Here is a 26,950-nt window from a genome sequence, read left to right on the forward strand (position 1 = left end):
GCCTCAGTCTACGTAAGGCACAACGCGCGTCCAGTGATTGGAGTTACAGCTCCCACACGAAGACGCAAGCCCCATGATAGGCCGCGCTCAGCTGCGCGTACCGAACATGGGGCGTTACGTACCGGAATGTGTGCTCGGGCGAGGCGGCTCAGGTGTTCGACTTCATCACGATGCCGAGGACGATGATGGTGGCGAACCACAGCACACCGATGACGACGGTGATGCGGTCGAGGTTGCGCTCGGCGACCGAGGAACCGCCGACGGAGGACTGCATGCCGCCACCGAACATGTCGGAGAGGCCGCCGCCCTTTCCCTTGTGCATCAGCACCAGCAGCATCAGCAGCAGGCTGAAGACGATCAGGGCGATCGAGAACCCCAAAACCACGGCTGGACCAACTTCCTCGGATTCGGATGACCACTCGGATGAACAGCGGAGGCACAGCGTTGTCCGCTATGCCTCCGCAAGGGTACGACGGATCGCCGCTACCGCATACTCACAGCTCGGATCGCTGTGGGACCACCAGCGGGATCACTGGTCGCGGAAGCGCACGATCTTGACGAATTCGTCGGTGTCCAGCGAGGCGCCGCCGATCAGCGCGCCGTCGATGTCGGCCTGCGCCATGATCTCGGCGACGTTGCCGGACTTCACGGAGCCGCCGTACTGGATGCGGACCCGGTCCGCCAGCTCCTGGGTGTAGAGCTCGGCGAGCTTGGCGCGGATGGCGGCGCAGACCTCCTGCGCGTCCCCGGCGCCGCAGACCTTGCCGGTGCCGATGGCCCAGACGGGCTCGTAGGCGATCACGACGGACTCGGCCTGCTCGGCCGGGAGGTCCTTGAGACCGCCCTCGACCTGGGCGAGGGTGTGGGCGACGTGGTCGCCCGCCTCGCGGACCTCCAGCTCCTCGCCGACGCACAGGATCGGGGTCAGGCCGTGCTTGTAGGCGGCCTTGACCTTGGCGTTGACGAGCTCGTCGGTCTCGTTGTGGTACTGGCGGCGCTCGGAGTGGCCGATCGCCACGAACGCGCACTTCAGCTTGGCGAGCATGGGACCGGAGATCTCGCCGGTGTAGGCGCCGGAGTCGTGCGCCGAGATGTCCTGGGCGCCGTACTTGATCTTGAGCTTGTCGCCGTCCACCAGGGTCTGCACGGAGCGCAGGTCGGTGAAGGGCGGCAGGACGGCGACCTCGACGGCCTCGTAGTCCTTGTCGGCCAGGGCGAAGGCGAGCTTCTGGACGTGGGCGATGGCCTCGAGGTGGTTGAGGTTCATCTTCCAGTTGCCCGCCATCAGCGGCGTGCGAGTGGTCATACGGGGTCAGTCCTCCAGTGCGGCGAGGCCGGGGAGCGTCTTGCCCTCGAGGTATTCGAGGGAGGCGCCGCCGCCGGTCGAGATGTGGCCGAATGCGTTCTCGTCGAAGCCCAGGAGGCGGACGGCCGCGGCGGAGTCGCCACCGCCGACGACCGTGAAGGCCGGGGAGTCGACGAGGGCCTGGGCGACCTCTTTGGTGCCCTCGGCGTAGTCGGGGTGCTCGAAGACGCCCATGGGGCCGTTCCAGAAGACGGTGGCGGCGTCGGCGAGCTTCGAGGCGTACAGCTTGCGGGTCGCGGGACCGATGTCCAGACCCTCCTGGTCGGCGGGGATCGCGTCCGCGGCGACGGTGGTGGGGTTGGTCGGGGCCTTGGCCTTCAGGTCCGGGAACGAGGGCGACACGAGGACGTCGACGGGCAGGACCAGCTCGACGCCGGTCTTCTCCGCGCGCTCGATGTACTCCCGTACCGCCGGGACCTGGTCCTCCTGCAGGAGGGAGATGCCGACCTCGTGGCCCTGGGCCTTGAGGAAGGTGTAGGCCATGCCGCCGCCGATGAGGATGCGGTCGGCCTTGCCGAGGAGCTGGTCGATGACGGCGAGCTTGTCGGAGACCTTGGCGCCGCCGAGCGCGACGACGTAGGGCCGCTTGACGTCCTCGGTGAGCTTCTTCAGGACGCCGACCTCGGTGGCGATCAGGAAGCCGGCGGCGTGCGGCAGGCGCGCCGGGAGCTCGTGGACGGAGGCGTGCCGACGGTGCACCGCGCCGAAGCCGTCGCCGACGTAGACGTCCGCCAGGGCGGCGAGCCGGTCGGCGAACTCGCCGCGCTCGGCGTCGTCCTTGGCGGTCTCGCCCGGGTTGAAGCGCAGGTTCTCGATGACGGCGACCTGACCGTCGCTCAGGCCCGCGACCGTCGACCGCGCGGACTCGCCGACCGTGTCGGTCGCGAACGCCACGGCGGAGCCGAGGAGTTCACCGAGTCGGGCGGCGGCGGGGGCGAGCGAGAACGCCGGGTCCGGCGCGCCCTTGGGACGGCCCAGGTGCGAGGCGACGACCACCTTGGCGCCGGCCTCCGCGAGGGCCTTGACGGTGGGCAGCACGGCGCGGATCCGGCCGTCGTCGGCGATTGCTGCGGTGCCGGTGGGCTCGCCGCCGGTTGCGAGCGGCACGTTGAGGTCGGCGCGGACGAAGACCCGCTTGCCTGCGACGCCTTCGGCGAGAAGTTCGTCGATCGTCTTCATTACGGGGACTCCTGGGGAGGGCTCGTGGTGTACGTGCGGCAGGGCTCGGACGGCGCGTCCCTGCGCCGCCCGAGCCCTGCACTCACATCGAGGTGCCTGATCTGACGATCAGAGCTGGCCGCCGACGAAGACCGTGAGGTCGACGAGGCGGTTGGAGTAGCCCCACTCGTTGTCGTACCAGCCGAGGATCTTCACCGAGTTGCCCTCCTGGACCATGGTCAGGGAGGAGTCGAAGGTGCAGGAGGCCGGGTCGCCGACGATGTCCGAGGAGACGATCTCGTCCTCGGTGTAGGCCAGGTAGCCCTTGAGGTCGCCGTCCTCGGAGGCCTTCTTGAACGCGGCGTTGACCTCGTCCTTGGTGACCTCGCGCTGCAGCGTCACGACCAGGTCGGTGGCCGAGCCGGTCGGGACCGGGACGCGCATCGCGATGCCGTCGAGCTTGCCCTTGAGCTGCGGGAGGACCAGGGCGGTCGCCTTCGCGGCGCCCGTCGTGGTCGGGATGATGTTCTCGGCGGCGGCGCGGGCGCGGCGCAGGTCCGAGTGCGGGAAGTCCAGGATGCGCTGGTCGTTGGTGTACGCGTGGACCGTCGTCATCAGACCCTTGACGATGCCGAAGTTCTCGTCGAGGACCTTGGCCATCGGCGCCACACAGTTGGTGGTGCAGGAGGCGTTGGAGATGACGTGGTGGCTGGCCGCGTCGTACTTGTCCTGGTTGACGCCCATCACGATGGTGATGTCCTCGTCCTTGGCCGGAGCCGAGATGAGGACCTTCTTGGCGCCGCCCGCGATGTGCTTCGCGGCGTCGGCCTTCTTGGTGAAGATGCCGGTCGACTCGATGACGATGTCGACGCCGAGGTCGCCCCACGGAATGTCGGCGGGGTTGCGCTCGGAGAGCACCTTGATGGTGTGGCCGTCGACCGTGATCGTGTCGGCGGTGTGCGACACCTCGGCCTTGAGGCGGCCCAGGATGGTGTCGTACTTGAGCAGATGAGCCGTAGTCGCAGTGTCACCCAGGTCGTTGACAGCCACGATCTCGATGTCAGCACCCTGCTCCAGCAGCGCGCGGAAGTAGTTACGACCGATGCGGCCAAAGCCGTTGATGCCTACGCGGATCGTCACGAACCGATCTCCTCGTTGGTACGCCGGCTATGCGGTGCCGGCGAGCTGATTTGGGATGTCCCCGACCACCCACGACCCTACCTCTCCGGGACCGCCGGAGTGACATCGAGTCACCCATACACGGCAGGGCGGTCCGTACCCGCCAGTAGGGGTACGGACCGCCCTCGACCGGAAGACCCGATCACTCGATTTGATTACGACCGATCATGCGCGGTTGACTTCGCCACGTCAGCTCTCAAGTGAGGCCAGCGCCTTTCCGATGAGCGCCTTGCGGTCGGCCGCCGCGGTGACGTGCTCCAGGCCGAAGCCCAGCAGCACGGTGTCGTCGGTGGTGACCGCGCCGTACGTCTGGAACAGGACGCCGGTGCGCGTCCAGTCCTTCAGGACGGCCGGGCTGCCCGCGGGCGGACCGGCGACCTGCCAGGCGCCGAGCGACGTCTCGAAGCCCTCGGTCTCGCTGGCGGCGCCCCCGACGACCAGCGAGGCGTCGTCCACGAGGACGCCGTGGCCGCCGCTGCCGGGGTCGGTGACGTAGGAGATCGACACCTCGACGTTCTTGCCCGCGTACGCGCTCAGGTCGAAGCTCACCTGCTGCCAGCCGCTGGCGGCACCGGTGAAGGCGTTCCAGGAACCGGTGGTTCCGGTCGCGGTGCAGGTGTTGGCGCCGACGGTGAGGTAGTGCCGCAGCCACGGGTGCTCGTCGACGTAGAAGCCGCCCCCGCAGTCCGTGGGTACGGCGGTACTGGTGGCGCCGCCCGCCTCGGGGAGCGTGGTCCAGTCGTCGGCGCCGACCGTGTGGATCTCGACGATCGCGTTGTCGTAGCCCGGCTCGGTGTCCCACAGCAGCCGGGTGCGCAGGGCCGGCTTGTCCGCCGCGCCGACGCCGCTGAGGTCGATGGTGCGGGTGAGGCGCTTGTAGGCGTCGTCGGTGTGCACGGCGGCGGCCATGTACGAGCCCGCGTACGGCCCGTACGGGTTGACCGTCCCGGCGAACTGTCCGGCGCCCGCGCTCGCGAACTGCGGGTAGGCGGCGACGGGCAGTTCGTCCGAGGTGACCCCGTAGGTGCCGGCCTTGTCGAGCGGGTTGCCGGGCGCGGCGCCGAGGGCCCCGCTGAGGCCGCCGAGCTTTCCGGAGCCGGTGAAGCCGGTGGCGCCGGGGGTCGTCGTACGGGAGTAGGCGCCCAGGTAGTACTGGCTGAAGTCGTTCGACGGGGTGCCGTCGCCGAGGTCGACGTTGCCGCCGGCCTGCTCGCCCGCCTCGATCAGTTTGCCGCCCTCGTTGAGGAAGGCGCGCAGTTCGAGCTGGGTCGGGTTGCCGGGGACGTTCGCGCCCGTGTAGTGGACGACCGTGCCGAAGTGGCTCAGCACGCCGAGCGCGTCGGGCGCGCCCTGGGTGGCGACGTCCCAGACGAGCGCCTTGCGGCCGTTGGCCTTCAGCGCGTCGACGTAGGTCTGCGCCTGCGTGGCGGCCGCGCCCTCCTCGGCGACGACGAGCGTGTCGGCCTTGGGGCGGGCGGCGATCGTGTAGGTGAAGTGCGAGCTGGAGACCTTCTTGCCCGCCTTGGTCTCACCGGTGAACCACACCTCGACCTTGTCGCCCGGTTCGCCGTCCTGCACCTTGGCCCGGTACTCGTCGAAGTAGAGGTTGTCCTCCCCGCCGTAGGTCTCGCCGCCCTTCCAGGCCTTGAGCGCCTGGTCGTAGGTGCGGCCGCCGTTGACGCGGTACTTGAGCTCCTTGTCCCGGACCGCCTTCCGTACGACGACGGAGACCTCCTGGTCCGCGCCGCGCGAGTACGACGTGGTGAACGGCGCCGGGGTGAAGTCGGCCGCGCTCAGGCCCACCGAGGACGACGGCGTGTCGGGGTGCGCGGCGGACTCGGCGACGGAGAGCGCGAACGGGACGTTCTTGGCGAACTCGTCCTGGATCAGCTTCTCGTCGTCCGGGAAGTTGAAGCCCGACTGGCAGTCGGAGGCGTTCCACTGGTCGTTCGGGTCGAGGTTCGAGGCGGTCTGGCAGGTCGACATCTCGGGGGTGAACATCCCCAGGCCGTTGACGTTCGTCGCGTGGCCGTCCGCCTCGCCGTTCGTCGTGTACAGCTCCGAGGAGACCTGTGGGTGGTAGCCGGGGACCGCGGAGTTGTCGGGGGTGCCGGCGAGCGCCTTGTAGGCGACGTCGTCCGGGGTGTCGGTGGCCACCTGCCAGCCGACGCCGTAGAGCAGCAGTTCGGCGGCGGAGTGGTAGTTGATGCCGTAGGTGAACCCGATCCGCTTCTCGAAGGCGTCCAGGGCCCGGGTCTCGGGCTCGGAGCCGGGGCTCGCGCCGCGGTAGGTCTGGCTGGTGGGGTTGGGGGACGAACCCTCGTCGTCGTAGCCCCACTTGTAGGGGAAGTTGCGGTTGAGGTCGACGCCGTCGCCGGTGGAGATCGCGCCGTCGCCGTTGACGTCCCGCAGGTTCTTGCGCCACAGGCGGTTCGCAGGGTCCTGGAACGTGTAGTCGTAGCCGTCGGGGTTGGCCGACAGGACGAACCACAGCTCGCTGGAGTCCACGATCTTCTTGATGCGCCGGTCGGTGTCGTAGTTGTCCAGGTAGTGGTGCATCAGCCGCCGGGTCATCTCCGGGGTGATCCACTCACGCGCGTGCTGGTTGGACATGTACAGGACCGCGGGCTTGGAGCCGTCCGCGGACGTCTTCGCGTTCTTGGTCAGTTTGACCGCGAGGATGTCCTGGCCGTTCACCGTCTTGCCGATGGAGACGACCTTGGTGAGGCCCGGGTTCTCCTGACCGGTGCGCAGGATCTCCTCCCGCAGGCCGCCGCTGCCGCTGTACGGGCGGAACACGCCCTCGGCGGCGGCCTCGACGCGGTTCTCCGCCTTGGCCGAAAGTGTGTGCTCGGTGAGCTCGACGCCCTGCTTCTGGAGCTTTTTCGCCTGCTGGTCGGTGAGGTAGGCCTCGACCGTGGCGGTGCCCTTCTCGGGTACCTGCTCACTGAGTTCGTGGCCGTCCTGGCCGGCCGCAAGGAGCAGGGGTACCTGCTGCTTGGTGACCTCGGCGCGGAACACCTTGACCTCGTCCGGGTCGGGCTTCGGTGCGTTTGCGGGCTGTGCCTGGGCGATGGGCGCGAGCGCCGCTCCGCCGAGCAGCAGGGCGCCGACAGCGAGGATCGATCTCGCTCTTCGTCTCATGAACCCCCCTAGCGTGAGTTCGCCACAGCAGCGAACTCTGCCAGGCTCATGACAGTCGATGATCCAGTCAAGAGCGACTCAAAGCCACGCAAACGCCGGTGGCGTCACCCGATCAGGCGACGCCACCGGCATTCTGACAGGCCGTCAGCCGACCAGGTTGTCGGCGAGCTCCTCGCTGAGGTTGGCCTCCGTGCTCGGGATGCCCAGGTCGGAGGCGCGCTTGTCGGCCATCGCCAGCAGCCGGCGGATCCGGCCGGCGACCGCGTCCTTCGTCAGCGGCGGGTCGGCGAGCGCGCCCAGCTCCTCCAGGGAGGCCTGCTTGTGGTCCATGCGCAGCCGGCCGGCCGCCGCGAGGTGCTCGGGCACCTCGTCGCCGAGGATCTCCAGGGCGCGCTGGACGCGGGCCCCGGCGGCGACGGCGGCCCGCGCGGAGCGGCGCAGGTTGGCGTCGTCGAAGTTGGCGAGCCGGTTCGCCGTGGCGCGCACCTCGCGGCGCATCCGGCGCTCCTCCCAGGCCAGCACCGACTCGTGGGCGCCGAGCCGGGTGAGCAGCGCCCCGATCGCGTCGCCGTCACGGACGACGACCCGGTCGATCCCGCGCACCTCGCGCGCCTTCGCGGCGATGGAGAGCCGGCGGGCGGCGCCGACCAGCGCGAGCGCGGCCTCCGGGCCCGGGCAGGTCACCTCCAGGGAGGAGGAGCGGCCGGGCTCGGTGAGCGAGCCGTGCGCCAGGAAGGCCCCGCGCCAGGCCGCCTCCGCGTCACAGGTCGCGCCGGAGACCACCTGCGGGGGGAGCCCCCGGATCGGGCGGCCACGGCCGTCGACCAGTCCCGTCTGGCGGGCCAGCTGGTCGCCGCCCGCGACCACCCGCACCACGTACCGCGAGCCGCGGCGCAGACCGCCGGGGGCCATCACGATCAGCTCCGAGCTGTGCCCGAAGATCTCCATGATGTCCCGCTTGAGCCGCCGGGCCGCCATCGCGGTGTCCAGCTCCGCCTCGATCACGATCCGCCCGCTCACCAGGTGGAGGCCGCCGGCGAACCGCAGGACGGCGGAGACCTCCGCCTTTCTGCAGCAGGTCCGGGTGACGGGGAGCCGGGAGATCTCGTCCTTCACCGCTGCCGTCATCGCCATGGGCCGATCCTTCCATGCATCCGAAAAATACGGTCGTACGCGGCGGCCAACAGCTCCGGATCATGCCTCGGGGTTCCGTCGGGCCGGGCCACCGGCGCCAGCTCGACCGCGGCCCCGAACCGTTTGGCGGCGTCGGTCAGCGAGTCGCGGTCGGGCGCGGCGGCCTCGTCGGCCAGCACCACGTCCAGGGTGAGTTTAGGGGCGTGTCGTCCCAAAACCTCCAAATGACGCTGCGGGGAGAAGCCGTCGGTTTCTCCGGGCTGCGGGGCGAGGTTCAGGGAGAGCACCCGGCGGGCCTTCGTCTCCATGAGGGCGGTCAGCAGATCGGGCACCAGGAGGTGCGGCATGACCGAGGAGAACCAGGAGCCGGGCCCGAGCACCACCCAGTCCGCGTCCAGGACGGCGGCGACGGCCTCCGGGACGGCCGGCGGGTCGTTCGGCACCAGGTGCACGGACTGCACCTCCCCGCGGGTCAGCGCCACCGTCGCCTGTCCCCGGACGGTGTCGACGTCGTCCGGGCGCTCCGGATCGTGCCCCTTGACCAGCGCCTGGAGCTCCAGCGGCACGGCGGACATGGGCAGCACCCGGCCCTGCGCGCCGAGCAGCTTGCCGACCAGGTCCAGGGCCTGGACGTGGTCGCCGAGCTGCTCCCACAGGGCGACGATCAGCAGGTTGCCCACGGCGTGGCCGTTGATCTCGCCCTGCGACTGGAAGCGGTGCTGGATGACGCGGGCCCAGGTCTGGCCCCAGTCGTCGTCGCCGCACAGGGCGGCCAGCGCCTTGCGCAGGTCCCCGGGCGGCAGCACGCCCAGCTCGTCGCGCAGGCGTCCGCTGGAGCCGCCGTCGTCGGCCACGGTGACGACGCCGGTGAGGTCGCCGGTGATCCGGCGCAGCGCGGTGAGCGAGGCGGACAGGCCCATGCCGCCGCCCAGGGCGACGACCTTGGGCTGGGTGCCTCGGCGGCGCGGCTTGCCGCCCCGGGCCTCGACCGGCCGGCTCACGCGCCCGTCCGGCGGCACCTTGCGCAGCCGGCCGAGCCGCGCAGTACGTCCTGTCATTCCCGTCCCATGTCCCGGTGCACGACCACCGTCTCCACGCCCTCGGCCGCGAGGCGCGCGGCGAGCTTCTCCGACATGGCCACCGAGCGGTGCTTGCCGCCCGTACAGCCGACCGCGATGGTCACATAGCGCTTGCCCTCCCGGCGGTAGCCCGCGGCAACCAGCTGGAGGAGCTCCGCGTACCGGTCGAGGAACTCCTTCGCGCCGGGCTGGTTGAGGACGTACGCCGAGACCTCCTCGTGGAGGCCGCTGAAGGGGCGCAGCTCCGGGACCCAGTGCGGGTTGGGCAGGAAGCGCATGTCCACGACCAGGTCGGCGTCGACCGGCAGGCCGTACTTGAAGCCGAAGGACATCACGGTGGCCCGCAGCTCGGGCTCCTCGTCGCCCGCGAACTGGGCGTCCATCTTGGCGCGCAGCTCGTGCACGTTGAGGCTGGAGGTGTCGATCACCAGGTCGGCGTCGCCGCGCAGTTCCCGCAGCAGCTCGCGCTCGGCGGCGATCCCGTCGACGATACGGCCGTCGCCCTGGAGGGGGTGCGGGCGGCGCACCGACTCGAAGCGGCGCACCAGGGCGTCGTCGGAGGACTCCAGGAAGACGATCCGCCGGGTGACGTTCTTCGACCCGAGGTCGGCGAGGGACTCCCGGAGGTTGTCGAAGAAGCGCCGGCCGCGGACGTCGACGACGACCGCGATCCGCGCCACGTTGCCCTGGGAGCGGGCGCCCAGGTCCACCATGGTGGGGATCAGGGCGGGCGGGAGGTTGTCGACGACGAACCAGCCGAGGTCCTCCAGACACTTGGCCGCCGTGGAGCGGCCGGCCCCGGACATGCCGGAGATGATCACCAGCTCGGGGATGGCCGCCTCGGGGATCCCGGGCGGCGTGACGTCCGTACTCACCTGTGCTCCGTCTTCCTGACGTGCTTCTTGCTGAGGGCTGTCGGGGGCCGCTGGGGCCTGTTCCCGTTGGGCTGTGGGGTGTGTCTCGTGCTCGGTCATGTCTCCTGCCCCGGTCGTTCTTCCGGGGCGCCCGCCGTCACGGGATCTCCGGGGGGACCCGCCGTGGTGTCGGGTTCCTCATCTTCAATGATCTCTCCGGTCGCCGTGTTCACGGCGGGGGCGGGCGGTGCCGCCCGGGCGAGGGCCGCGGCGATGGTCTCGGCCGTCTTGCGGCCTATGCCGGGGACCTCGCAGATCTGGTCGATCGTCGCGGTGCGCAGCTTCTTCACCGAGCCGAAGTACTTGATCAGCGCCTGCTTGCGGGTCTCGCCGAGACCCGGCACCTCGTCCAGCGGGCCGGCGCGGAAACGCTTGGCCCGCTTGGTGCGCTGGTAGGTGATCGCGAAGCGGTGGGCCTCGTCGCGGACGCGCTGGAGCAGGTAGAGGCCCTCGCTGCTGCGGGGCAGGACGACCGGGTCGTCGTCGTCCGGCAGCCAGACCTCCTCCAGGCGCTTGGCGAGGCCGCAGACGGCGATGTCGTCGATGCCGAGCTCGTCCAGCGCCCGCCGGGCGGCCGCGACCTGCGGCTGTCCGCCGTCGACGACGACGAGCTGGGGCGGGTAGGCGAAGCGCTTGGGGCGGCCTTCGTCGTCCTTCAGACCTTGGCCGAGATCGCCCGGATCCTGGCCGGGGCCGCCGTCCGGCTCCTCGTCCACCCACTCGCCGGTGCGCTCCTTCTCGGCGAGGTAGCGCCGGAAGCGGCGGGTGATCACCTCGTGCATGGAGCGGACGTCGTCCTGCCCCTCGAAGCTCTTGATCTGGAAGCGGCGGTACTCGCTCTTGCGCTGCAGACCGTCCTCGAAGACGACCATGGAGGCCACGACGTCGTCGCCCTGGAGGTGGGAGATGTCGTAGCACTCGATCCGCAGCGGGGCGCTGACCAGGTCGAGGGCCTCGGCGATCTCCTCCAGGGCACGCGAGCGCGTGGTCAGGTCGGAGGCGCGCCTGGTCTTGTGCAGGACGAGCGCCTGCTGTGCGTTGCGCTCGACGGTCTCCATCAGGGCCTTCTTGTCGCCCCGCTGCGGGATGCGCAGCGACACATGGGACCCGCGGTGTCCGGTGAGCCACTCCTGGACGGGTTCGACGGGGTCGGGCAGGGCGGGGACCAGGACCTCCTTGGGGACGGAGTCGCCCCGCTCCTCGCCGTACAACTGCTGGAGGGCGTGCTCGACGAGGGCGCCGGTCGTGACGTCCTCGACCTTGTCGGTGACCCAGCCGCGCTGGCCGCGCACCCGGCCGCCGCGGACGTGGAAGATCTGGACGGCCGCCTCCAGCTCGTCCTCGGCGACCGCGATCAGGTCGGCGTCGGTCGCGTCAGCGAGCACGACCGCGTTCTTCTCCATGGCCTTCTTCAGGGCCTCGATGTCGTCGCGCAGGCGGGCGGCCCGCTCGTACTCCATCTCCTCGGCCGCCTCCATCATCTGCTTCTCCAGCCGGCGGAGGTAGGTGCCGGTGCGGCCGGTCATGAAGTCGCAGAACTCGTCGGCGAGTTCCCAGTGGTCGTCGGCGGAGATCCGGTCGACGCAGGGCGCGGAGCACTTGCCGATGTAGCCGAGCAGACAGGGCCGGCCGGTGCGGGTGGCGTTCTTGAAGACGCCGGCGGAGCAGGTGCGCACCGGGAAGACGCGCAGCAGCAGGTCGACCGTGTCCCGGATCGCCCACGCGTGCCCGTACGGCCCGAAGTACCTGACGCCCTTCTTCTTCTGGCCGCGCATCACCTGCACGCGCGGGAACTGCTCGTTCATCGTGACCGCGAGGTACGGGTAGCTCTTGTCGTCGCGGTACTTGACGTTGAACCGGGGGTCGTACTCCTTGATCCAGGAGTACTCCAGCTGGAGCGCCTCGACCTCCGTGGACACCACCGTCCACTCCACCGACGCGGCCGTGGTGACCATCGTGCGGGTGCGCGGGTGGAGGCCCGCCAGGTCCTGGAAGTAGCTCGCCAGGCGTTGGCGCAGGCTCTTGGCCTTCCCGACGTAGATCACCCGGCGGTGCTCGTCGCGGAATCGGTACACCCCGGGAGTGTCCGGGATCTGTCCCGGCTTGGGGCGGTAGCTGGAGGGGTCGGCCATGTCTCACACCCTACTGGCGCGGAGTGACACTCCGGCGGGGCTGTGGACAACCGTCGGGGTGTCCGACGGGGGCTGTGGACAAGCGCGGCCCGGGCGGGCGCGGCGCGGGGGCACCGACTCGGCCACGTGCACGTGTCACCTGGACATCAGGTGTTGTCGGGACTTGGTCAACACGCTTCAATGCGGGGGAACTCGGGGCCTTGAAGGCCGCCTCACGGACAGGTGAAGGAGCTTCGGCGTCGCAGGCAGGGCCCCGACCCCCCACACGTACGGTCCGACCAGCCGTCGTGAGCATTCACAGAGAGGCCCCTGCATGCCGCACGCCACACAGCACGCGGACGCCGCCGTCGACACCGCCGCGGCGGAACTGGAGACGGCCCTGCGCGGCGGCCCCTTCCACGTGGCGCTGCGTGCCGCGATCGCCGCCCGCGGACTGCCGTTGCAGCGTGTCCAGCACCATCTGTCGCGTTACGGGGTCAAGGTGGGCGTGACGAGCCTGAGTTACTGGCAGCAGGGCGCCCGGCGGCCGCAGCGCCCCGAGTCGCTGCGTGCCGTCCGCGCACTGGAGGAGATCCTGCACCTGCCGGACGAGTCCCTGATCCGGCTGCTCGCGGAGCCCGACGGCGCGGACCACGGTACGGCGGCCGGGCAGTCCGCCGCGGGCCGCTCCTACCGCTCGCTCCTGGAGGCCTCCGGCATTCTCGAACAACTGCTCGGCGAACTGGAGTGCCCCGTCGACGGTGGACTGCACACCCTGGGTCACCACGAGCGGGTCCGCATCGGGGCGCGCCGCGAGCTCCTGGGGCGCGAGTCGCAGCACATCGTGCGCGCCCACCGGGACGGCGTCGACCGCTTCGTGGCCGTCCACCACGGCGACCCCGGATGCGCACCGGAGAGGATGACGGTCCACGCCCTGGAGAACTGCCGGGCCGGCCGCGTCCGCCGCCACCACGACACCGGCGTGCTCGTCGCCGAGCTCCTCTTCGACACCCGCCTGAGGGCCGGCGACACCTTCCTCTTCCGCTACGGCGTCGAGGACGGCACCGCCGAAGCGTGCCGCGAGTACGTCCGCGGCTTCGGCTCGGCGGGCGGCCAGTACGCCCTCCAGGTCCGCTTCGACGAACACGCCCTGCCGGTACGCTGCCACCGGTTCACCCAGCACTCGGCGGCGGCACCGCGCAGCGGCCGCCAGGAACTGCCGTTCAGCGGCCGGCACCGCTCGGTGCACCTCGTCGAGCCACGGGTGCGGTCGGGCATGGTGGGCATCGGCTGGGACTGGGAGTGACCTGCGGATCGACCGATCGGCGATCAGGAGGCCGTACCCCCTGTTCCAGGGCGCCCGCCTCGATAACCTGGAGGATCTCCGTGCGATGACATCGGCGTCCTCGCCGGGCGGACGCTCCTCGAACGCCTCGGCGCGCCCGCCCGGCGCGGACCGTGCGGCTCGCCTGCTGGTTCGTCCATCGCACCTCGTGCGGCTGCGCGGAAGGCCCGTCCGGGGAGCGGCACGTACCGTCCGTGCAGCCCGAGAACTCCGAGAAGCATGCGAACCCCGTGAAAGGAGCCGCCCTGTGATCGTCGTCGCCGGTGAGGCCCTGATCGACCTGGTACCGCAGGGCACGGGTGCCCTCGCGGGTCTGCGGCCGGCGCTCGGCGGCGGCCCCTTCAACACGGCCGTCGCGCTGAGCCGCCTCGGCTCCCCCACGGCCTTCTGCTCCCGCACATCACGGGACGCCTTCGGCGAGGCACTGCTCGGCAGGCTGCGGGAGTCGGCCGTGGACGTGTCCGCGGTGCAGCGCGGTACGGAGCCGACCACCCTCGCGGTCGCCACGATCGACGGGAGCGGTTCGGCCGCCTACTCCTTCTACGTCGACGGCACCGCCGACCGGCTGTTCACGGCCCCGGCCACGCTGCCCACGGGGACGCGCGCGGTGTCCTTCGGCACCTGCTCGCTCGTCCTGGAGCCGGGCGCGAGCGCGTACGAGGAGCTGCTGCGGACCGCCGCGGCGCAGGGCCTGTTCACCGCGCTCGACCCGAACATCCGCCCCGGGCTGATTCGCGACGCCGACGCCTACCGGGCCCGCTTCAAGAGCTGGCTGCCCTCGGTGTCCCTGCTCAAGCTCTCCGAGGAGGACGCCGAGTGGCTGGGCGGGAACCCGCGCGAATGGCTGTCCGCCGGTCCCTCCGCCGTCGTGATCACCCAGGCGGCGACGGACTGACCGCCTTCACCCGGGACGGCGCCGTGCACCCGGTACCGGGTGAGAAGGTGGACGTCGTGGACACCATCGGGGCCGGGGACACCGTGAACGCGGCCCTGCTGCACGGCCTCTCGGTACGGGACGCGCTGTCGCCGGCAGCGCTCCAGCTCATGGGCGCCGACGGCTGGCAGCAGCTCCTGCGGTACGCGGCCCGCGCGGCGGCGATCACCTGCTCCCGGGCGGGCGCGGAACCGCCGTACGGCTACGAACTCGGCTTCCTCTAGCGCCTGTCGGGGCAACTGGCTGCTGAGGCAACGGACTGTGGGGACAACGGAGGGCGCCCTGCGGGGAGTTCCCGTGGGGCGCCGTCCGTCTCTCGAGCCCGTCAGGCCTTGCGGCCCGCGCGCTCGTCAGGCTTTGCGGGCCCGTGTCGTCTTCTTCGCGGGGGTCGCCTTCGTCGTCGCCCCGGCGGCCTTCTTGGTCGCCGTGTTGTTCGCTGTCGCCGTCGCCCTGGCCGCGGCCGTCTTCTTCGCCGCCGTCTTGCGTGGGGCCGGGGCCTTCACCGGAGCCGCGTCGCTGATCCGGTCGGCGCCGAGGACGTCCCGCAGGAACTTGCCGGTGTGGCTGGTCGACACCCCGGCGACCTCCTCCGGTGTGCCCTCGGCGATGACGAGACCGCCGCCGGCGCCGCCCTCGGGGCCCATGTCGACGACCCAGTCGGCGGTCTTGATCACGTCGAGGTTGTGCTCGATGACGATGACCGTGTTGCCCTTGTCGACGAGGCCGCCGAGCACCCTCAGGAGCTTGCTGATGTCCTCGAAGTGCAGACCCGTCGTCGGCTCGTCCAGGACGTAGACCGTGCGGCCGGTGGAGCGGCGCTGGAGCTCGCTGGCGAGCTTGACGCGCTGGGCCTCGCCGCCGGACAGGGTGGTCGCGGACTGGCCGAGCCGGACGTAGCCGAGGCCGACGTCCTTCAGGGTGTTGAGGTGGCGGGCGATCGCGGGGACGGCCTCGAAGAACTCCGTGGCCTCCTCGATCGGCATGTTCAGGACGTCGGCGATGGACTTGCCCTTGAAGTGGACCTCCAGGGTCTCCCGGTTGTAGCGGGCGCCGTGGCAGACCTCGCACGGGACGTAGACGTCCGGGAGGAAGTTCATCTCGATCTTGATCGTGCCGTCGCCCGCGCAGTTCTCGCAGCGGCCGCCCTTGACGTTGAAGGAGAAGCGGCCGGGCAGATAGCCGCGGACCTTCGCCTCGGTCGTCTCCGCGAACAGCTTGCGGACGTGGTCGAAGACGCCCGTGTAGGTGGCCGGGTTGGAGCGCGGGGTGCGGCCGATGGGCGACTGGTCGACGTGCACGACCTTGTCGACGAGGTCGTCGCCGTCCACACGCGTGTGGCGTCCCGGAACGTTCCTCGCGCCGTTCAGCTCGCGGGCCAGGTGCGTGTACAGGATGTCGTTGACCAGCGTCGACTTGCCGGAACCGGAGACGCCGGTGACCGCGGTGAACACGCCCAGCGGGAAGGAGACGTCGATGTCCTGCAGGTTGTTCTCGCGGGCGCCGTGCACGGTGAGCCGACGGGACGGGTCCTGCGGGCGCCGGATGTCGGGCACCGGGATCGCCTTCTTGCCGGACAGGTACTGCCCGGTCTGCGACTCCTCGTTGGCGAGCAGTTCCTTCAGGGAACCGCTGTGCACGACCTTGCCGCCGTGCTCGCCGGCGCCGGGGCCGATGTCGACGATCCAGTCGGCGATCTTGATGGTGTCCTCGTCGTGCTCGACGACGATGAGCGTGTTGCCCATGTCCCGCAGCCGGACGAGGGTCTCGATCAGCCGGTGGTTGTCGCGCTGGTGCAGGCCGATGGACGGCTCGTCGAGGACGTACAGGACGCCGACGAGGCCGGAGCCGATCTGGGTGGCCAGGCGGATGCGCTGGGCCTCGCCGCCGGAGAGCGTGCCGGCCGCGCGGTTGAGGGAGAGGTAGTCCAGGCCGACGTCGACCAGGAACTTGAGCCGTTCGTTGACCTCCTTCAGCACCCGCTCGGCGATCTTCTTGTCGCGGGCGTTGAGCTTGAGCTCGCCCAGGAAGTCCGCGCAGTCGCTGATGGACATGCCGGAGACCTCGGCGATGGACTTGTCCATGACCGTGACCGCGAGGACCAGCGGCTTGAGGCGCGTGCCCGCGCAGGTCGGGCAGGGCACCTCACGCATGTAGCCCTCGAAGCGCTCACGGCTGGCGTCGCTCTCGGCCTCGCCGTGCCGGCGCTTCACGAACGGGACGGCACCCTCGAAGGCTGTCGTGTACACGCGCTCACGGCCGTACCTGTTCCGGTACCGGACCTCGATCTGCGTCTTGTGGCCGTACAGCAGGGCCTTCCTGGCGCGCTGCGGCAGGCCCGCGAAGGGGATGTCCGTGCGGAAGCCGAGTGCCTCCGCGAGGGCGCCGATCAGGCGGCCGAAGTAGTCCTTGGTGTGGCCGTGCGACCAGGGGTGGATGGCGCCCTCGTCGAGGGACTTGTCCTCGTCCGGGATGATCAGCTCGGCGTCGACCTCCATGCGCGTGCCGATGCCGGAGCACTCGGGGCAGGCGCCGAAGGGCGAGTTGAAGGAGAAGGAGCGGGGCTCCAGCTCCTCGAAGGACAGGTCGTCGTACGGGCAGTACAGGTGCTCCGAGTACATGCGCTCGCGCTCGGGGTCGTCCTCGGGGAGGTCGACGAAGTCGAGCACGACCATGCCGCCGGCGAGGCCGAGGGCGGTCTCCACCGAGTCGGTGAGGCGGCGCTTGGCCGACTCCTTCACCGTGAGGCGGTCGATGACCACCTCGATGGTGTGCTTCTCCTGCTTCTTCAGCGTGGGCGGGTTGGAGAGCTGGATCGTCTCGCCGTCGACCCGCGCGCGGGAGTAGCCCTTGGTCTGGAGGTCGGCGAACAGGTCGACGAACTCGCCCTTGCGCTCGCGCACCAGCGGCGACAGCACCTGGAAGCGGCTGCCCTCCGGCAGCTCCAGCACCCTGTCGACGATGGCCTGCGGCGACTGGCGCGTGATCGGCCGGCTGCACTCGGGGCAGTGCGGCTTGCCGATGCGCGCGAAGAGCAGGCGCAGGTAGTCGTAGACCTCGGTGATGGTGCCGACGGTGGAGCGCGGGTTGCGCGAGGTCGACTTCTGGTCGATGGAGACGGCCGGGGAGAGGCCCTCGATGAAGTCGACGTCCGGCTTGTCCATCTGGCCGAGGAACTGGCGGGCGTACGAGGAGAGGGACTCGACGTAGCGCCGCTGGCCCTCGGCGAAGATGGTGTCGAAGGCCAGCGAGGACTTGCCCGACCCCGACAGGCCCGTGAAGACGATGAGCGAGTCGCGTGGCAGGTCGAGCGAGACATTCTTGAGGTTGTGCTCGCGCGCGCCACGGACGATGAGACGGTCGGCCACGCCGGTCCGCACCTTTCTTGAGAGAAGGACAGGGGCAGGGCCCCCGTCCTTCCCAGACTAGGGGGAGCCACTGACAACGCCGGTCGGGATTCACCGGTTCACAACAATCCCCGGCCTTCCAGCATGCCCGACGCCGCCACCGACCATATAGCACGTGCATTCGATTTCGGGGCGCGGTCCGCCACCTTCACCCGAAGGAGTGGCGGGGCTAGGGTCGGCAGCATGATTGATCACGCTCATGACCTGGAGTCTGTACGTGACGCGACCGAGCGGCTGCTCACCGCGGTCGCCGGACTGGACAACGCGTCGGTGCCCGAGCCGTCACGGCTGCCCGGCTGGAGCCGCGGTCACGTCCTCGCCCATGTCGCGCGCAACGCGGACGCTCTCGTGAACGTCTTCGAGGGCCGCCCCATGTACGCCGACGCGCAGGTCCGCGACGCCGACATCGAGCGGGACGCCCCGCGCCCCCTGGACGTCCAGCTCGCGGACGTACGGGAGAGCGGGGCCCGTCTCCAGGCGGCGGGGGCGGCACCCGCGGACTGGTCGCGCACGGTGCAGTTGCGCAACGGGGTCGTCGACTCGGCGGCCCGGGTGCCGTTCCGGCGGTGGGTGGAGGTCGAGCTGCACCACGTGGACCTGGGCATCGGCTACGAGCTGGAGAACCTGCCGCAGGAGTTCACCGAGCGGGAGACCGAGTTCCTCGCGGAGCGGTTCGCCGGGCATCCCGGCGTACCGCCGACGCGTCTGACGGACGGCACGCGCGCGTGGCACACGGGCCGGAAGGCCGACGATCCCGAGGTGACCGTCACCGGCTCCCCCGCGGACCTCCTGGGCTGGCTCGCCGGGCGCCGCGACGGATCCGCACTGACCGTCGAGGGCGGGCCCCTGCCGGGCCTTCCCCCGCTATAGGCTGCCGCCATGACGTACAGCGGAGAGGTGGCCGTCGGCGGACCGGCGGACGTGCACGAGCTCAAGGACCTGATGATCACCAAGGTCGCGGTCGGCCCGATGAACAACAACGCCTATCTGCTGCGCTGCCGGGCCACGGACGAGCAGTTGCTGATCGACGCGGCCAACGACGCGGAGGCACTGCTCGGCACGATCGGTGACGACGGCATCGCGTCCGTCGTCACCACCCATCAGCACGGCGATCACTGGCAGGCGCTCGCCGAGGTCGTGGCGGCCACGCGCGCGCGTACCTACGCCGGCCGGGAGGACGCCGACGGCATCCCCGTACCGACGGACGTCCCGGTCGACGACGGCGACGTCATCCGGGTGGGACACATGGAACTCACCGCGCGCCATCTGGTGGGGCACACGCCCGGCTCGATCGCCCTGGTCTACGACGACCCGCACGGCCACCCCCATGTGTTCACCGGCGACTGCCTGTTCCCCGGCGGCGTGGGCAACACCCGCAAGGATCCGAAGGCGTTCGCCAGCCTGATCCACGACGTCGAGACGAAGATCTTCGACGTGCTGCCGGACGAGACCTGGGTCTATCCGGGACACGGCGGCGACACGACGCTGGGCGCGGAGCGACCGCACCTTGCGGAGTGGCACGCGCGCGGGTGGTGAGTTTTCCCTACCGTCCGTACAGGGGGTGCGTGTTGGCGCGTGTCGCCCAACGCGTGCCCCGTGTGAATCGTGTGCACGCGCCGGCGCCTCGCGCACGCTCCCCGCACACGTGGTTGAGCGGTCAACTGGTGGCAGCCCCGCGCGGGATGACGGCTCCGGCGCGGATGGGCCGCCGGTCCACTTTCCCCGCCCTCGACCGGCGGCCCAGGCGCACTCCGCGCCCCTGTTCACGAGAACGCAACACCCGTTCCCAGAATGCGGACACCTGATGGTGTGACCTCGACAAACAGGGATTTCGCTGCCACTCTCCCGCCATGCATCCTGCCCCACGTGTTCTGCGCCGCGCCGTAGCCGGCGCCACCGTAGCCCTGCTCGCGACCGCTGCCGGCTGCGCTCCGCAGCCTGAGGACAAGGCGGCTTCCACGCCTTCCGGTTCGAGCGCGAACACCTGCGCCAAGGGCAAGCTCGCCACCGAGACCTCCGGCACGTTGACGATCGCGACCGACGAGCCGGCGTACGAGCCGTGGTTCAAGGACGACAAGCCTGCCGACGGCGAGGGCTTCGAGTCGGCCGTGGCGTACGCCGTCGCGCAGCAGCTCGGTTACGACAAGAGCGCCGTGGTCTGGCAGAGCGTGCCGTTCAACAAGGCTTTCGCGCCGGGCGAGAAGACCTTCGACTTCGACATCAACCAGGTGTCGATCAGCGACGAGCGCAAGAAGGCCGTGGACTTCTCGTCCGGCTACTACGACGTGCGCCAGGCCGTCATCGCCCTGAAGGGCACGAAGGCCGCCAAGGCGACGACCATCGCGGACCTCAAGGGCCTCAAGCTGGGCGCCCAGGTCGGCACGACCAGCCTGAACTACATCGACGACGTGGTGAAGCCGACGCGGCAGGCCGCCGTCTACGCCAAGAACGACCAGGCCAAGTCCGCGCTGAAGAACGGCCAGGTCGACGCCGTCGTGGTCGACCTGCCCACCGCCTTCTACATCACCGCCGCCGAGGTGACGGACGCCGAGATCGTCGGCCAGTTCGAGAACCAGGGCGCCGCGCCGGAGCAGTTCGGCCTGGTGCTCGACAAGGGCAGCGCACTCACCCCCTGCGTGACCGATGCCGTGGACACCCTCCGCAAGAACGGCACCCTGGCGAAGATCGAGCAGCAGTGGCTCTCCGACGCCGTCGACGCCCCGGTGCTCAAGTGACGGTCACGAAGGACGAGTCCGGCCGGGAAGGCGCGGACGACAAGGGCGACACGACCGGGGGTGACATGACCCGGGGTGGCCTGACCAAGGGCGACGAGGGCTCCCCCGCCGACGGCTACACCCCCTCCGTGCGGCGGCTGGAGCGCGAGCGCTACAAACGCGCGCGTGCCCGCCGCGCCACGGCGATCGCGGCGCTCTCGACCCTGTTCACGGGTGCCGTCCTCTACGTGGTCGTCGTCGGTGCGCCCGGCTGGCCGCGCACCAAGGAGACCTTCTTCAACGGGCAGTACGCGCGCGAGGCGTTCCCCAAGGTCCTCGAAGGGCTGTGGCTGAACGTCCGGCTGCTGCTGATCTGCGGCGTCGCCGTGCTGGTTCTCGGCATGCTCATCGCCATCGCCCGGACCCTGCGCGGCCCGGTGTTCTTCCCGCTGCGGGTGCTGGCGGCGGCGTACACGGACTTCTTCCGCGGGCTGCCGCTGATCATCAACCTGATGATCGTGGTGTTCGGCGTCCCGGCTCTGCGCCTTCAGGGCGTGACCGTCGACCCCGTGCTGCTGGGCGGTACGGCCCTGACGCTGACGTACTCGGCGTACGTCGCCGAGGTGTTCCGCGCGGGCATCGAGTCCGTGCACCCCTCGCAGCGCGCCGCGGCCCGCTCGCTGGGCCTGAACAACCGGCAGGCGCTGCGCTACGTGGTGCTCCCCCAGGCGGTGCGCCGCCAGGTGCCGCCCCTGTTGAACGATCTGGTGTCCCTTCAGAAGGACACCGGCCTCGTCTCGATCGGCGGCGCGATCGACGCCGTCCGCGCGGCGGACATCATCGTGGGCCGCAGCCTCAACTACACGCCGTACATCGTCGCGGGGCTCGTCTTCGTGGCGCTGACCATCCCGATGACCCGCTTCACGGACTGGGTGACGGCCCGGATGGACCGTCAGCGGGCCCAGGGAGGAACGACATGAGCGATGCTCCGGTGCTGCGGATGGAGTCCGTCCGCAAGACCTTCGGCGGCTCCGTCGTCCTGCGGGACGTCGACCTTGAGGTCGCCCCGCACACGGTGACGGCCCTGATCGGCACGTCCGGCTCCGGCAAGTCCACGCTGCTGCGCTGCGCCAACCTGCTGGAGGACATCGACGACGGCGCGATCTGGCTGGACGGCGAGGAGATCACCGACCCGCGCGCCGACCAGGACGCGGTACGGCGCCGGATCGGCGTGGTCTTCCAGGCGTACAACCTGTTCCCGCACATGACGGTGCTGGAGAACATCACGCTCGCCCCGCGCCGCGTGCACGGCGTCGCCCGTGCGGAGGCCGAGGAACACGCCAGGGGGCTCCTGGAGCGGCTCGGGCTGGCCGGCAAGGCCGACGAGAGTACCCCGACCGGCTCAGCGGCGGTCAGCAGCAGCGTGTGGCGATCGTGCGCGCCCTCGCCGTACGTCCCCGGCTGCTGCTGCTCGACGAGATCACCGCGGCCCTCGACCCGGAGCTGGTGGGCGAGGTCCTGAACGTCGTCCGTGATCTGAAGGGCGACGGCATGACCATGGTGCTGGCCACCCACGAGATGGGCTTCGCCCGCGAGGTCGCCGACCAGGTCTGTTTTCTGGACGGAGGCGTCGTGCTGGAGCGCGGCACCGCAGAGCAGCTCTTCGGCGACCCGCGACAGGAGCGCACGCAGCGCTTCCTGCGACGGATCGTGGACGCGGGCCGTCTGTAGGAGTAGCGGTAAGGGACTCCGGTAAGGGGTGTGCGCCTGGAGGCCGGTGCTTACGTGTCGGCCTTCCCAGCCCCCGCCAGCGCGGCGACGCGCTCCACGCCGAACACGTACCCCTGCACCCCGCACCCCGCGATGACGCCGTCCGCGCGCAGCGAGACGTACGAGTGGTGCCGGAAGGACTCGCGCTGGTGGATGTTGGAGATGTGGACCTCCAGCACCGGCAGGCCGTCGCAGGTGTTGAGGGCGTCCAGGATCGCGACCGAGGTGTGCGAGTAGGCGCCCGGGTTGATCACGATGCCACAGTGGTTCAACCGCGCTTCCTGGATCCAGTCGACGAGTTGCCCCTCGTGGTTGGACTGCCGGAAGTCCACCGTGCCGCCGTGCGCGGCCGCCGCCTTGACGCACATCGCCTCGACGTCGGCGAGCGTGTCGGAACCGTAGATCTCCGGCTGGCGCTGGCCCAGGAGGTTCAGGTTGGGGCCGTTCAGGATCATGATCGGGGCGTTGGCCAGGGTGCGGGGCACGGTTCCTCCGGTCCGTTCGGGGACGGTCCGTCGAGGACCGCTGCTCGGACCGGTCTATCACGGTGAGACCGCACGGCAGCAGGCCGTACCGTCCCGGCATGAACACGCCTGCCTACCTCCCAAGCCGTCGCCCGGTGACCGCACAGCCGTCGTCTCGCGGGTCCTTCGAGCAGCCCAACGGTCCCGAGGAGGGCGCCCGTTACGCCGCCGGGCAGCGCGAGGAAGTGGAGCGCGCGCTGAAGGCGTACGCCCCCGACATCCTGGCCGTCTTCGACGTCGACTTCGGCCACACCGGCCCTCAACTCGTCATCCCCTACGGCGGCACGGTCCGCGTCGACGGTCCCGCGCGACGCGTCACGGTCACCTACTGAGGCTCGCCGGAACCCGGCCGCGACCCCGCGCGCCCCCGTAACCGGCGGTCACCGTGGGTAGTTGACGCGGCATGCACGACGTACGCACCGTGAAGGCGCCCTCCATGCCACGGCTCGCGGCCGCCTCGCTCGCCGGGACGGCCATCGAGTTCTACGACTTCTTCGTCTACGGGACCGCGGCCGCGCTGGTCCTGGGGCCGCTGTTCTTCCCCACGTTCTCGCCGCTGGCGGGGACGCTGGCCGCGTTCGCGACGTTCGGCGTGGGGTTCGTGGCCCGGCCGCTGGGATCGGTGCTGTTCGGGCACATCGGGGACCGGCGCGGACGCCGGCCCGTCCTCGTCGCCTCCCTGCTGCTGACCGGCGCCTCGACGGTCGCGGTCGGCTGTGTGCCGACGTACGACTCGATCGGGGTGGCCGCGCCCCTGCTGCTGCTCGTCCTGCGTTTCCTGCAGGGGCTCGGGCTCGGCGGGGAGTGGGGCGGAGCGGTGCTGCTGACCGCGGAGCACGCGCCTGCCGGGCGGCGCGCGCTGTGGTCGAGCTTTCCGCAGGTCGGGCCCGCGGTGGGCTTCGTGCTCGCCAACGGGGTGGCGCTGGCCCTGTCGGCGACGCTGACCGAGGCGCAGTTCGCGCGGTGGGGGTGGCGAGTGCCGTTCTGGGCGGCCGGGGTACTGGCCGTGCTCGGGTTGTGGCTCAGGTCGTCGCTGCCCGAGAGCCCGCGGTTCCTGGAGATCGACGACCACGCGCGCGTGCCGCTCGTCGAGGTCGTCCGCGACCACTGGCGGCTCGTCCTGCTGACCGCCGGCGCGCTCGCCGTCGGGTACGCGATCTTCTACGCCGTGACGACCTGGTCCCTGGCGTACGCGACGGAGCGGCTCGGCGTGAGCCGTCCCGTCATGCTGACCTGCATCATGGCCGCCGTGGTGGTAAAGGGGGCGCTGACGCCCGTGATGGCGCTGCTCGGCGACCGCTTCGGCCGGCGGCCGTTGTGCCTCGCCGGATGCGCGGCGGCCGCGCTGTGGATGTTCCCGATGGTCGCCCTGCTCGCGACCGGCGAGCCGCTGCCGATGTTCGTCGGGTTCCTGGGGGCGCTGGTCGCGTTCGTGACGATGTTCGCGGTGATCGCGGCGTATCTGCCGGAGCTGTACGCGCCGCGCGTGCGCTGTACCGGTGCGGCGGTCGGTTACAATCTCGGCGGTGTCCTCGGGGGCGCGCTCACCCCGGTCGTGGCGACGGCACTCGCGGAGCACTCGGGGCGGGTGCCGTGGGGTGTGGGCGCGTATCTGACGGGGATCGCGCTGCTCAGTCTGGGCTGCTTCGCCCTGCTGCCGGAGACCCGGCCGGTGCTGGCGTCGTCCGCGATGCAGCCGCAGCCGGCTACGGATTGATCGCCAGTTCCAGGTACGCCGCGAACAGTACGAGGTGGACGCCGCCCTGCAGGGGTGTGGCCCGGCCCGGGACGACCGTCAGCGAGCTGACCGCGACGGTCAGCGCGAGCAGCACCATGTGGGTGGCGCCGAGGCCGAGGACGAGCGGCCCGGAGAGCCAGACGGAGGCCAGGGCGACCGCGGGGATGGTGAGGCCGATGCTGGCGATCGCGGAGCCGAACGCGAGGTTGAGGCTGGTCTGTACCCGGTCGCGGCGGGCGGAGCGCAGCGCGGCGATGGTCTCGGGGAGCAGCACGAGCAGGGCGATGATCACACCGACGACGGCGTGGGGCAGTCCGGCGGCCTCGACTGCGGACTCGATCGTGGGCGAGACCCCTTTGGCGAGGCCCACGACGCCGATCAGGGCCAGGCCGAGCAGCCCGAGACTGATCAGGGCGGTCCGGGAGGTCGGGGCGCCGGCGTGGTCGTCCGCGGTGATCACGTCTCCCTGCCGGGTGACCGGCAGGAAGTAGTCGCGGTGCCGGATGGTCTGCGTGGCCACGAACAGGCCGTAGAGGACCAGCGAGGACAGTGCGGCGAAGGTGAGCTGGACGCCGGAGAACTCCGGGCCCGGTCTGCTGGTGGTGAACGTCGGCAGGACGAGGCTGAGCGTGGCCAGGGTCGCGACGGTGGCCAGGGCGGCTCCGGTGCCCTCCGGGTTGAAGACCGCCGTGCCGTGGCGCAGGGAGGCGACCAGGAGGCACAGGCCGACGATGCCGTTGCAAGTGATCATCACGGCCGCGAAGACCGTGTCCCTGGCCAGCGTCGAGCTCTTCTCGCCGCCGTCCGCCATGAGCGTGACGATCAGGGCGACCTCGATGATCGTCACGGCGACCGCGAGGACGAGGGAGCCGAAGGGTTCGCCGACTCGGTGGGCGACGACCTCCGCGTGGTGCACGGCGGCCAGGACGGCTCCGGCGAGGACCAGGGTCACCAGCGCGACGCCCGCGCCGGGCAGATCGCGCCCCCAGGTCAGGGCCAGCAGGACGACCGCCAGTGCCGGCACGAGGGACGTCCACCGGGTCGTGACCGACCTGAGCCGAGCGATCATGCAGCGATCGTCGCAGAGCCGCAGGGCCTTCGCACTCCGGCCTGTAGGGCCCACGCGACGAGGGGCGAGGATGCGCCGGGAGCGGTGCCCGGCCATGTGCCGTGCACCGCTCCCGGGGGTGGTTGTTCCTGCGTCGTGCGTGGTCAGGCGCCGATGCTGTCTTTCGGAGCGCCTTCGCTCGCCGTCTGCGCCGCCTCGGCCGCCGCCTGCTTCTTCGAGGCGCGCAGGCTGGTGATCGTGGTGATGATCAGGACGGAGCAGATGACGCCGAGCGAGACCGGGATGCTGATCTCGGGGACGTGGACCCCGGACTCGTGCAGCGCGTGCAGCACCAGCTTCACGCCGATGAAGCCCAGGATGACCGACAGGCCGTAGCTGAGGTGGACCAGCTTCTTCAGGAGGCCGCCGATGAGGAAGTACAGCTGCCTGAGGCCCATCAGCGCGAACGCGTTGGCGGTGAAGACGATGTACGGGTCCTGCGTCAGGCCGAAGATCGCGGGGATCGAGTCGAGCGCGAAGAGCACGTCGGTCGTACCGATCGCGAGCATCACGACCAGCATCGGGGTCATGACCCGCTTACCGTTCTCCTCGATCCACAGCTTCGTGCCGTGGTAGCGGTCGGCGACACCGAAGCGCTTCTCCACCGCCTGCAGCAGCTTGTTCTCCTCGAACTCCTCGTCCTCCTCGTCGGCCCGGGCCTCCTGGATGAGCTTCCAGGCGGTCCAGATCAGGAAGGCGCCGAAGATGTAGAACACCCACGCGAAGCTGGCGAGGATCGCGGCGCCCACGGCGATGAAGATCGCCCGCAGCACCAGGGCTATGAGGACGCCGACGAGCAGGACCCGCTGCTGGTACTGCGACGGGACCGCGAACTTCGCCATGATCAGGACGAAGACGAACAGGTTGTCGACACTCAGCGACTTCTCGGTGATGAAGCCCGCGAAGAACTCGCCGGCGGGCTGACCGCCGCTGAAGAGCAGCAGCCCGAGTCCGAAGAGCCCGGCCAGGGCGATCCAGACGACCGTCCAGATTCCGGCTTCCTTGATCGACACGTCGTGCGGTTTGCGGCCGATGAAGAAGTCGACCCCGATGAGGGCCGCCAGGCCCACGATGGTCAGGACCCATAGGGCCACGGAAACATCCACTGCGCCTCCAGCAGTACGTAACGGCAGGTAATCAGCGTCGTCGCGCTGCCGGAGGTCTCTTCCACCCAGAACGGGCCGGCGCCCCGGGATCATTCCTGATCCGTATTGACGGGTACGCCGCAGCAGGGAGTACTCCCCTCCGTAGGGAAAACAGTACCCCAATCACCAAGAAAAGGTAAAGCGATTGGCAAAAGAAGTGCCAAGTCCCCAGGTCAGGGCTTC

General features: G+C 70.3%; 19 protein-coding genes and 3 pseudogenes. 9 read left to right on the forward strand and 13 right to left on the reverse strand.

Annotated elements, in window-relative coordinates; all coding sequences use genetic code 11:
* Positions 1–148: 148 nt before the first annotated feature.
* The 9 genes from secG to uvrC form a co-directional block, all read right to left on the reverse strand.
* Positions 149–385, reverse strand: coding sequence for a preprotein translocase subunit SecG (secG, locus tag OG352_RS10255; RefSeq protein WP_093773548.1), 237 nt, complete (start codon positions 383–385; stop codon positions 149–151).
* 144 nt (positions 386–529) lie between these two features.
* Positions 530–1,306: a triose-phosphate isomerase gene (gene tpiA, locus OG352_RS10260; RefSeq protein ID WP_329216178.1), complete on the reverse strand. Its 777-nt coding sequence runs from the start codon at positions 1,304–1,306 to the stop codon at positions 530–532.
* 6 nt (positions 1,307–1,312) lie between these two features.
* On the reverse strand, positions 1,313–2,545 hold the full coding sequence (locus OG352_RS10265) for a phosphoglycerate kinase (RefSeq protein ID WP_329216179.1): 1,233 nt from the start codon (positions 2,543–2,545) through the stop codon (positions 1,313–1,315).
* 108 nt (positions 2,546–2,653) lie between these two features.
* Entirely contained in the window at positions 2,654–3,664 is a 1,011-nt protein-coding gene (gene gap, locus OG352_RS10270) for a type I glyceraldehyde-3-phosphate dehydrogenase (RefSeq protein WP_329216180.1), read from the reverse strand.
* Positions 3,665–3,892: 228 nt separating this feature from the next.
* Complete coding sequence (locus OG352_RS10275) at positions 3,893–6,847, reverse strand: M14 family metallopeptidase (RefSeq protein WP_329216181.1); 2,955 nt, start codon at positions 6,845–6,847, stop codon at positions 3,893–3,895.
* Positions 6,848–6,991: 144 nt separating this feature from the next.
* A complete protein-coding gene (whiA, locus tag OG352_RS10280) occupies positions 6,992–7,981 on the reverse strand; it encodes a DNA-binding protein WhiA (RefSeq protein ID WP_329216183.1) in 990 nt (329 codons plus the stop codon).
* Complete coding sequence (locus tag OG352_RS10285; RefSeq protein ID WP_329216184.1) at positions 7,972–9,039, reverse strand: gluconeogenesis factor YvcK family protein; 1,068 nt, start codon at positions 9,037–9,039, stop codon at positions 7,972–7,974. The genes whiA and OG352_RS10285 overlap by 10 nt, the downstream gene beginning before the upstream one ends.
* Positions 9,036–10,034 carry an RNase adapter RapZ gene (gene rapZ / locus OG352_RS10290; protein WP_329216186.1) on the reverse strand — a complete coding sequence of 333 codons (999 nt, stop codon included), beginning with the start codon at positions 10,032–10,034 and terminating at the stop codon, positions 9,036–9,038. The genes OG352_RS10285 and rapZ overlap by 4 nt, the downstream gene beginning before the upstream one ends.
* Positions 10,031–12,106, reverse strand: a complete 2,076-nt coding sequence (gene uvrC / locus OG352_RS10295) for an excinuclease ABC subunit UvrC (RefSeq protein WP_329216188.1) — start codon at positions 12,104–12,106, stop codon at positions 10,031–10,033. The genes rapZ and uvrC overlap by 4 nt, the downstream gene beginning before the upstream one ends.
* A gap of 313 nt (positions 12,107–12,419) precedes the next feature.
* Here uvrC and OG352_RS10300 point away from each other — a divergent pair, with 313 nt between their 5' ends.
* The gene (locus tag OG352_RS10300; RefSeq protein WP_329216189.1) at positions 12,420–13,391 is read left to right on the forward strand and encodes a hypothetical protein; all 972 of its coding nucleotides are present in this window, start codon (positions 12,420–12,422) and stop codon (positions 13,389–13,391) included.
* 286 nt (positions 13,392–13,677) lie between these two features.
* Positions 13,678–14,588 (forward strand): annotated as a pseudogene (locus OG352_RS10310) (carbohydrate kinase family protein).
* A gap of 126 nt (positions 14,589–14,714) precedes the next feature.
* On the opposite strand, the gene uvrA reads toward OG352_RS10310, so the two are convergent.
* Complete coding sequence (uvrA, locus tag OG352_RS10315) at positions 14,715–17,729, reverse strand: excinuclease ABC subunit UvrA (protein WP_329216191.1); 3,015 nt, start codon at positions 17,727–17,729, stop codon at positions 14,715–14,717.
* Between the two features lie 222 nt (positions 17,730–17,951).
* On the opposite strand from uvrA, the gene OG352_RS10320 reads away from it, so the two are divergent.
* The 5 genes and pseudogenes from OG352_RS10320 (at position 17,952) to OG352_RS10340 (ending at position 22,213) form a co-directional block, all read left to right on the forward strand.
* Positions 17,952–18,638: a maleylpyruvate isomerase family mycothiol-dependent enzyme gene (locus tag OG352_RS10320; protein WP_329216193.1), complete on the forward strand. Its 687-nt coding sequence runs from the start codon at positions 17,952–17,954 to the stop codon at positions 18,636–18,638.
* 9 nt (positions 18,639–18,647) lie between these two features.
* A complete protein-coding gene (locus OG352_RS10325) occupies positions 18,648–19,304 on the forward strand; it encodes an MBL fold metallo-hydrolase (protein ID WP_329216194.1) in 657 nt (218 codons plus the stop codon).
* A 314-nt stretch (positions 19,305–19,618) separates the two neighbouring features.
* Complete coding sequence (locus OG352_RS10330; RefSeq protein WP_329216196.1) at positions 19,619–20,503, forward strand: ABC transporter substrate-binding protein; 885 nt, start codon at positions 19,619–19,621, stop codon at positions 20,501–20,503.
* Complete coding sequence (locus OG352_RS10335; RefSeq protein WP_329216198.1) at positions 20,500–21,462, forward strand: amino acid ABC transporter permease; 963 nt, start codon at positions 20,500–20,502, stop codon at positions 21,460–21,462. Before OG352_RS10330 ends, OG352_RS10335 begins: the two co-directional genes overlap by 4 nt.
* Positions 21,459–22,213, forward strand: a pseudogene (locus tag OG352_RS10340) (amino acid ABC transporter ATP-binding protein). The gene OG352_RS10335 and the pseudogene OG352_RS10340 overlap by 4 nt, the downstream one beginning before the upstream one ends.
* Before the next feature lie 50 nt (positions 22,214–22,263).
* Here OG352_RS10340 and aroQ read toward each other — a convergent pair.
* Entirely contained in the window at positions 22,264–22,737 is a 474-nt protein-coding gene (aroQ, locus tag OG352_RS10345; RefSeq protein ID WP_329216200.1) for a type II 3-dehydroquinate dehydratase, read from the reverse strand.
* Positions 22,738–22,898: 161 nt separating this feature from the next.
* On the opposite strand from aroQ, the pseudogene OG352_RS10350 reads away from it, so the two are divergent.
* Together OG352_RS10350 and OG352_RS10355 are read left to right on the forward strand one after the other, a co-directional pair.
* Positions 22,899–23,108 (forward strand): annotated as a pseudogene (locus OG352_RS10350) (LD-carboxypeptidase); the annotation flags it as partial.
* Between the two features lie 104 nt (positions 23,109–23,212).
* Positions 23,213–24,493, forward strand: a complete 1,281-nt coding sequence (locus tag OG352_RS10355; protein WP_329216202.1) for an MFS transporter — start codon at positions 23,213–23,215, stop codon at positions 24,491–24,493.
* Here OG352_RS10355 and OG352_RS10360 read toward each other — a convergent pair.
* Together OG352_RS10360 and OG352_RS10365 are read right to left on the reverse strand one after the other, a co-directional pair.
* Positions 24,483–25,583, reverse strand: a complete 1,101-nt coding sequence (locus OG352_RS10360; RefSeq protein ID WP_329216204.1) for a calcium:proton antiporter — start codon at positions 25,581–25,583, stop codon at positions 24,483–24,485. The genes OG352_RS10355 and OG352_RS10360 overlap by 11 nt on opposite strands.
* 143 nt (positions 25,584–25,726) lie before the next feature.
* A complete protein-coding gene (locus OG352_RS10365; protein WP_329216205.1) occupies positions 25,727–26,728 on the reverse strand; it encodes a TerC/Alx family metal homeostasis membrane protein in 1,002 nt (333 codons plus the stop codon).
* Positions 26,729–26,950: the final 222 nt, after the last annotated feature.

Origin of the sequence: Streptomyces sp. NBC_01485 (assembly GCF_036227125.1) — a bacterium.
In the GTDB taxonomy this organism is placed as follows: Bacteria; Actinomycetota; Actinomycetes; order Streptomycetales; family Streptomycetaceae; genus Streptomyces.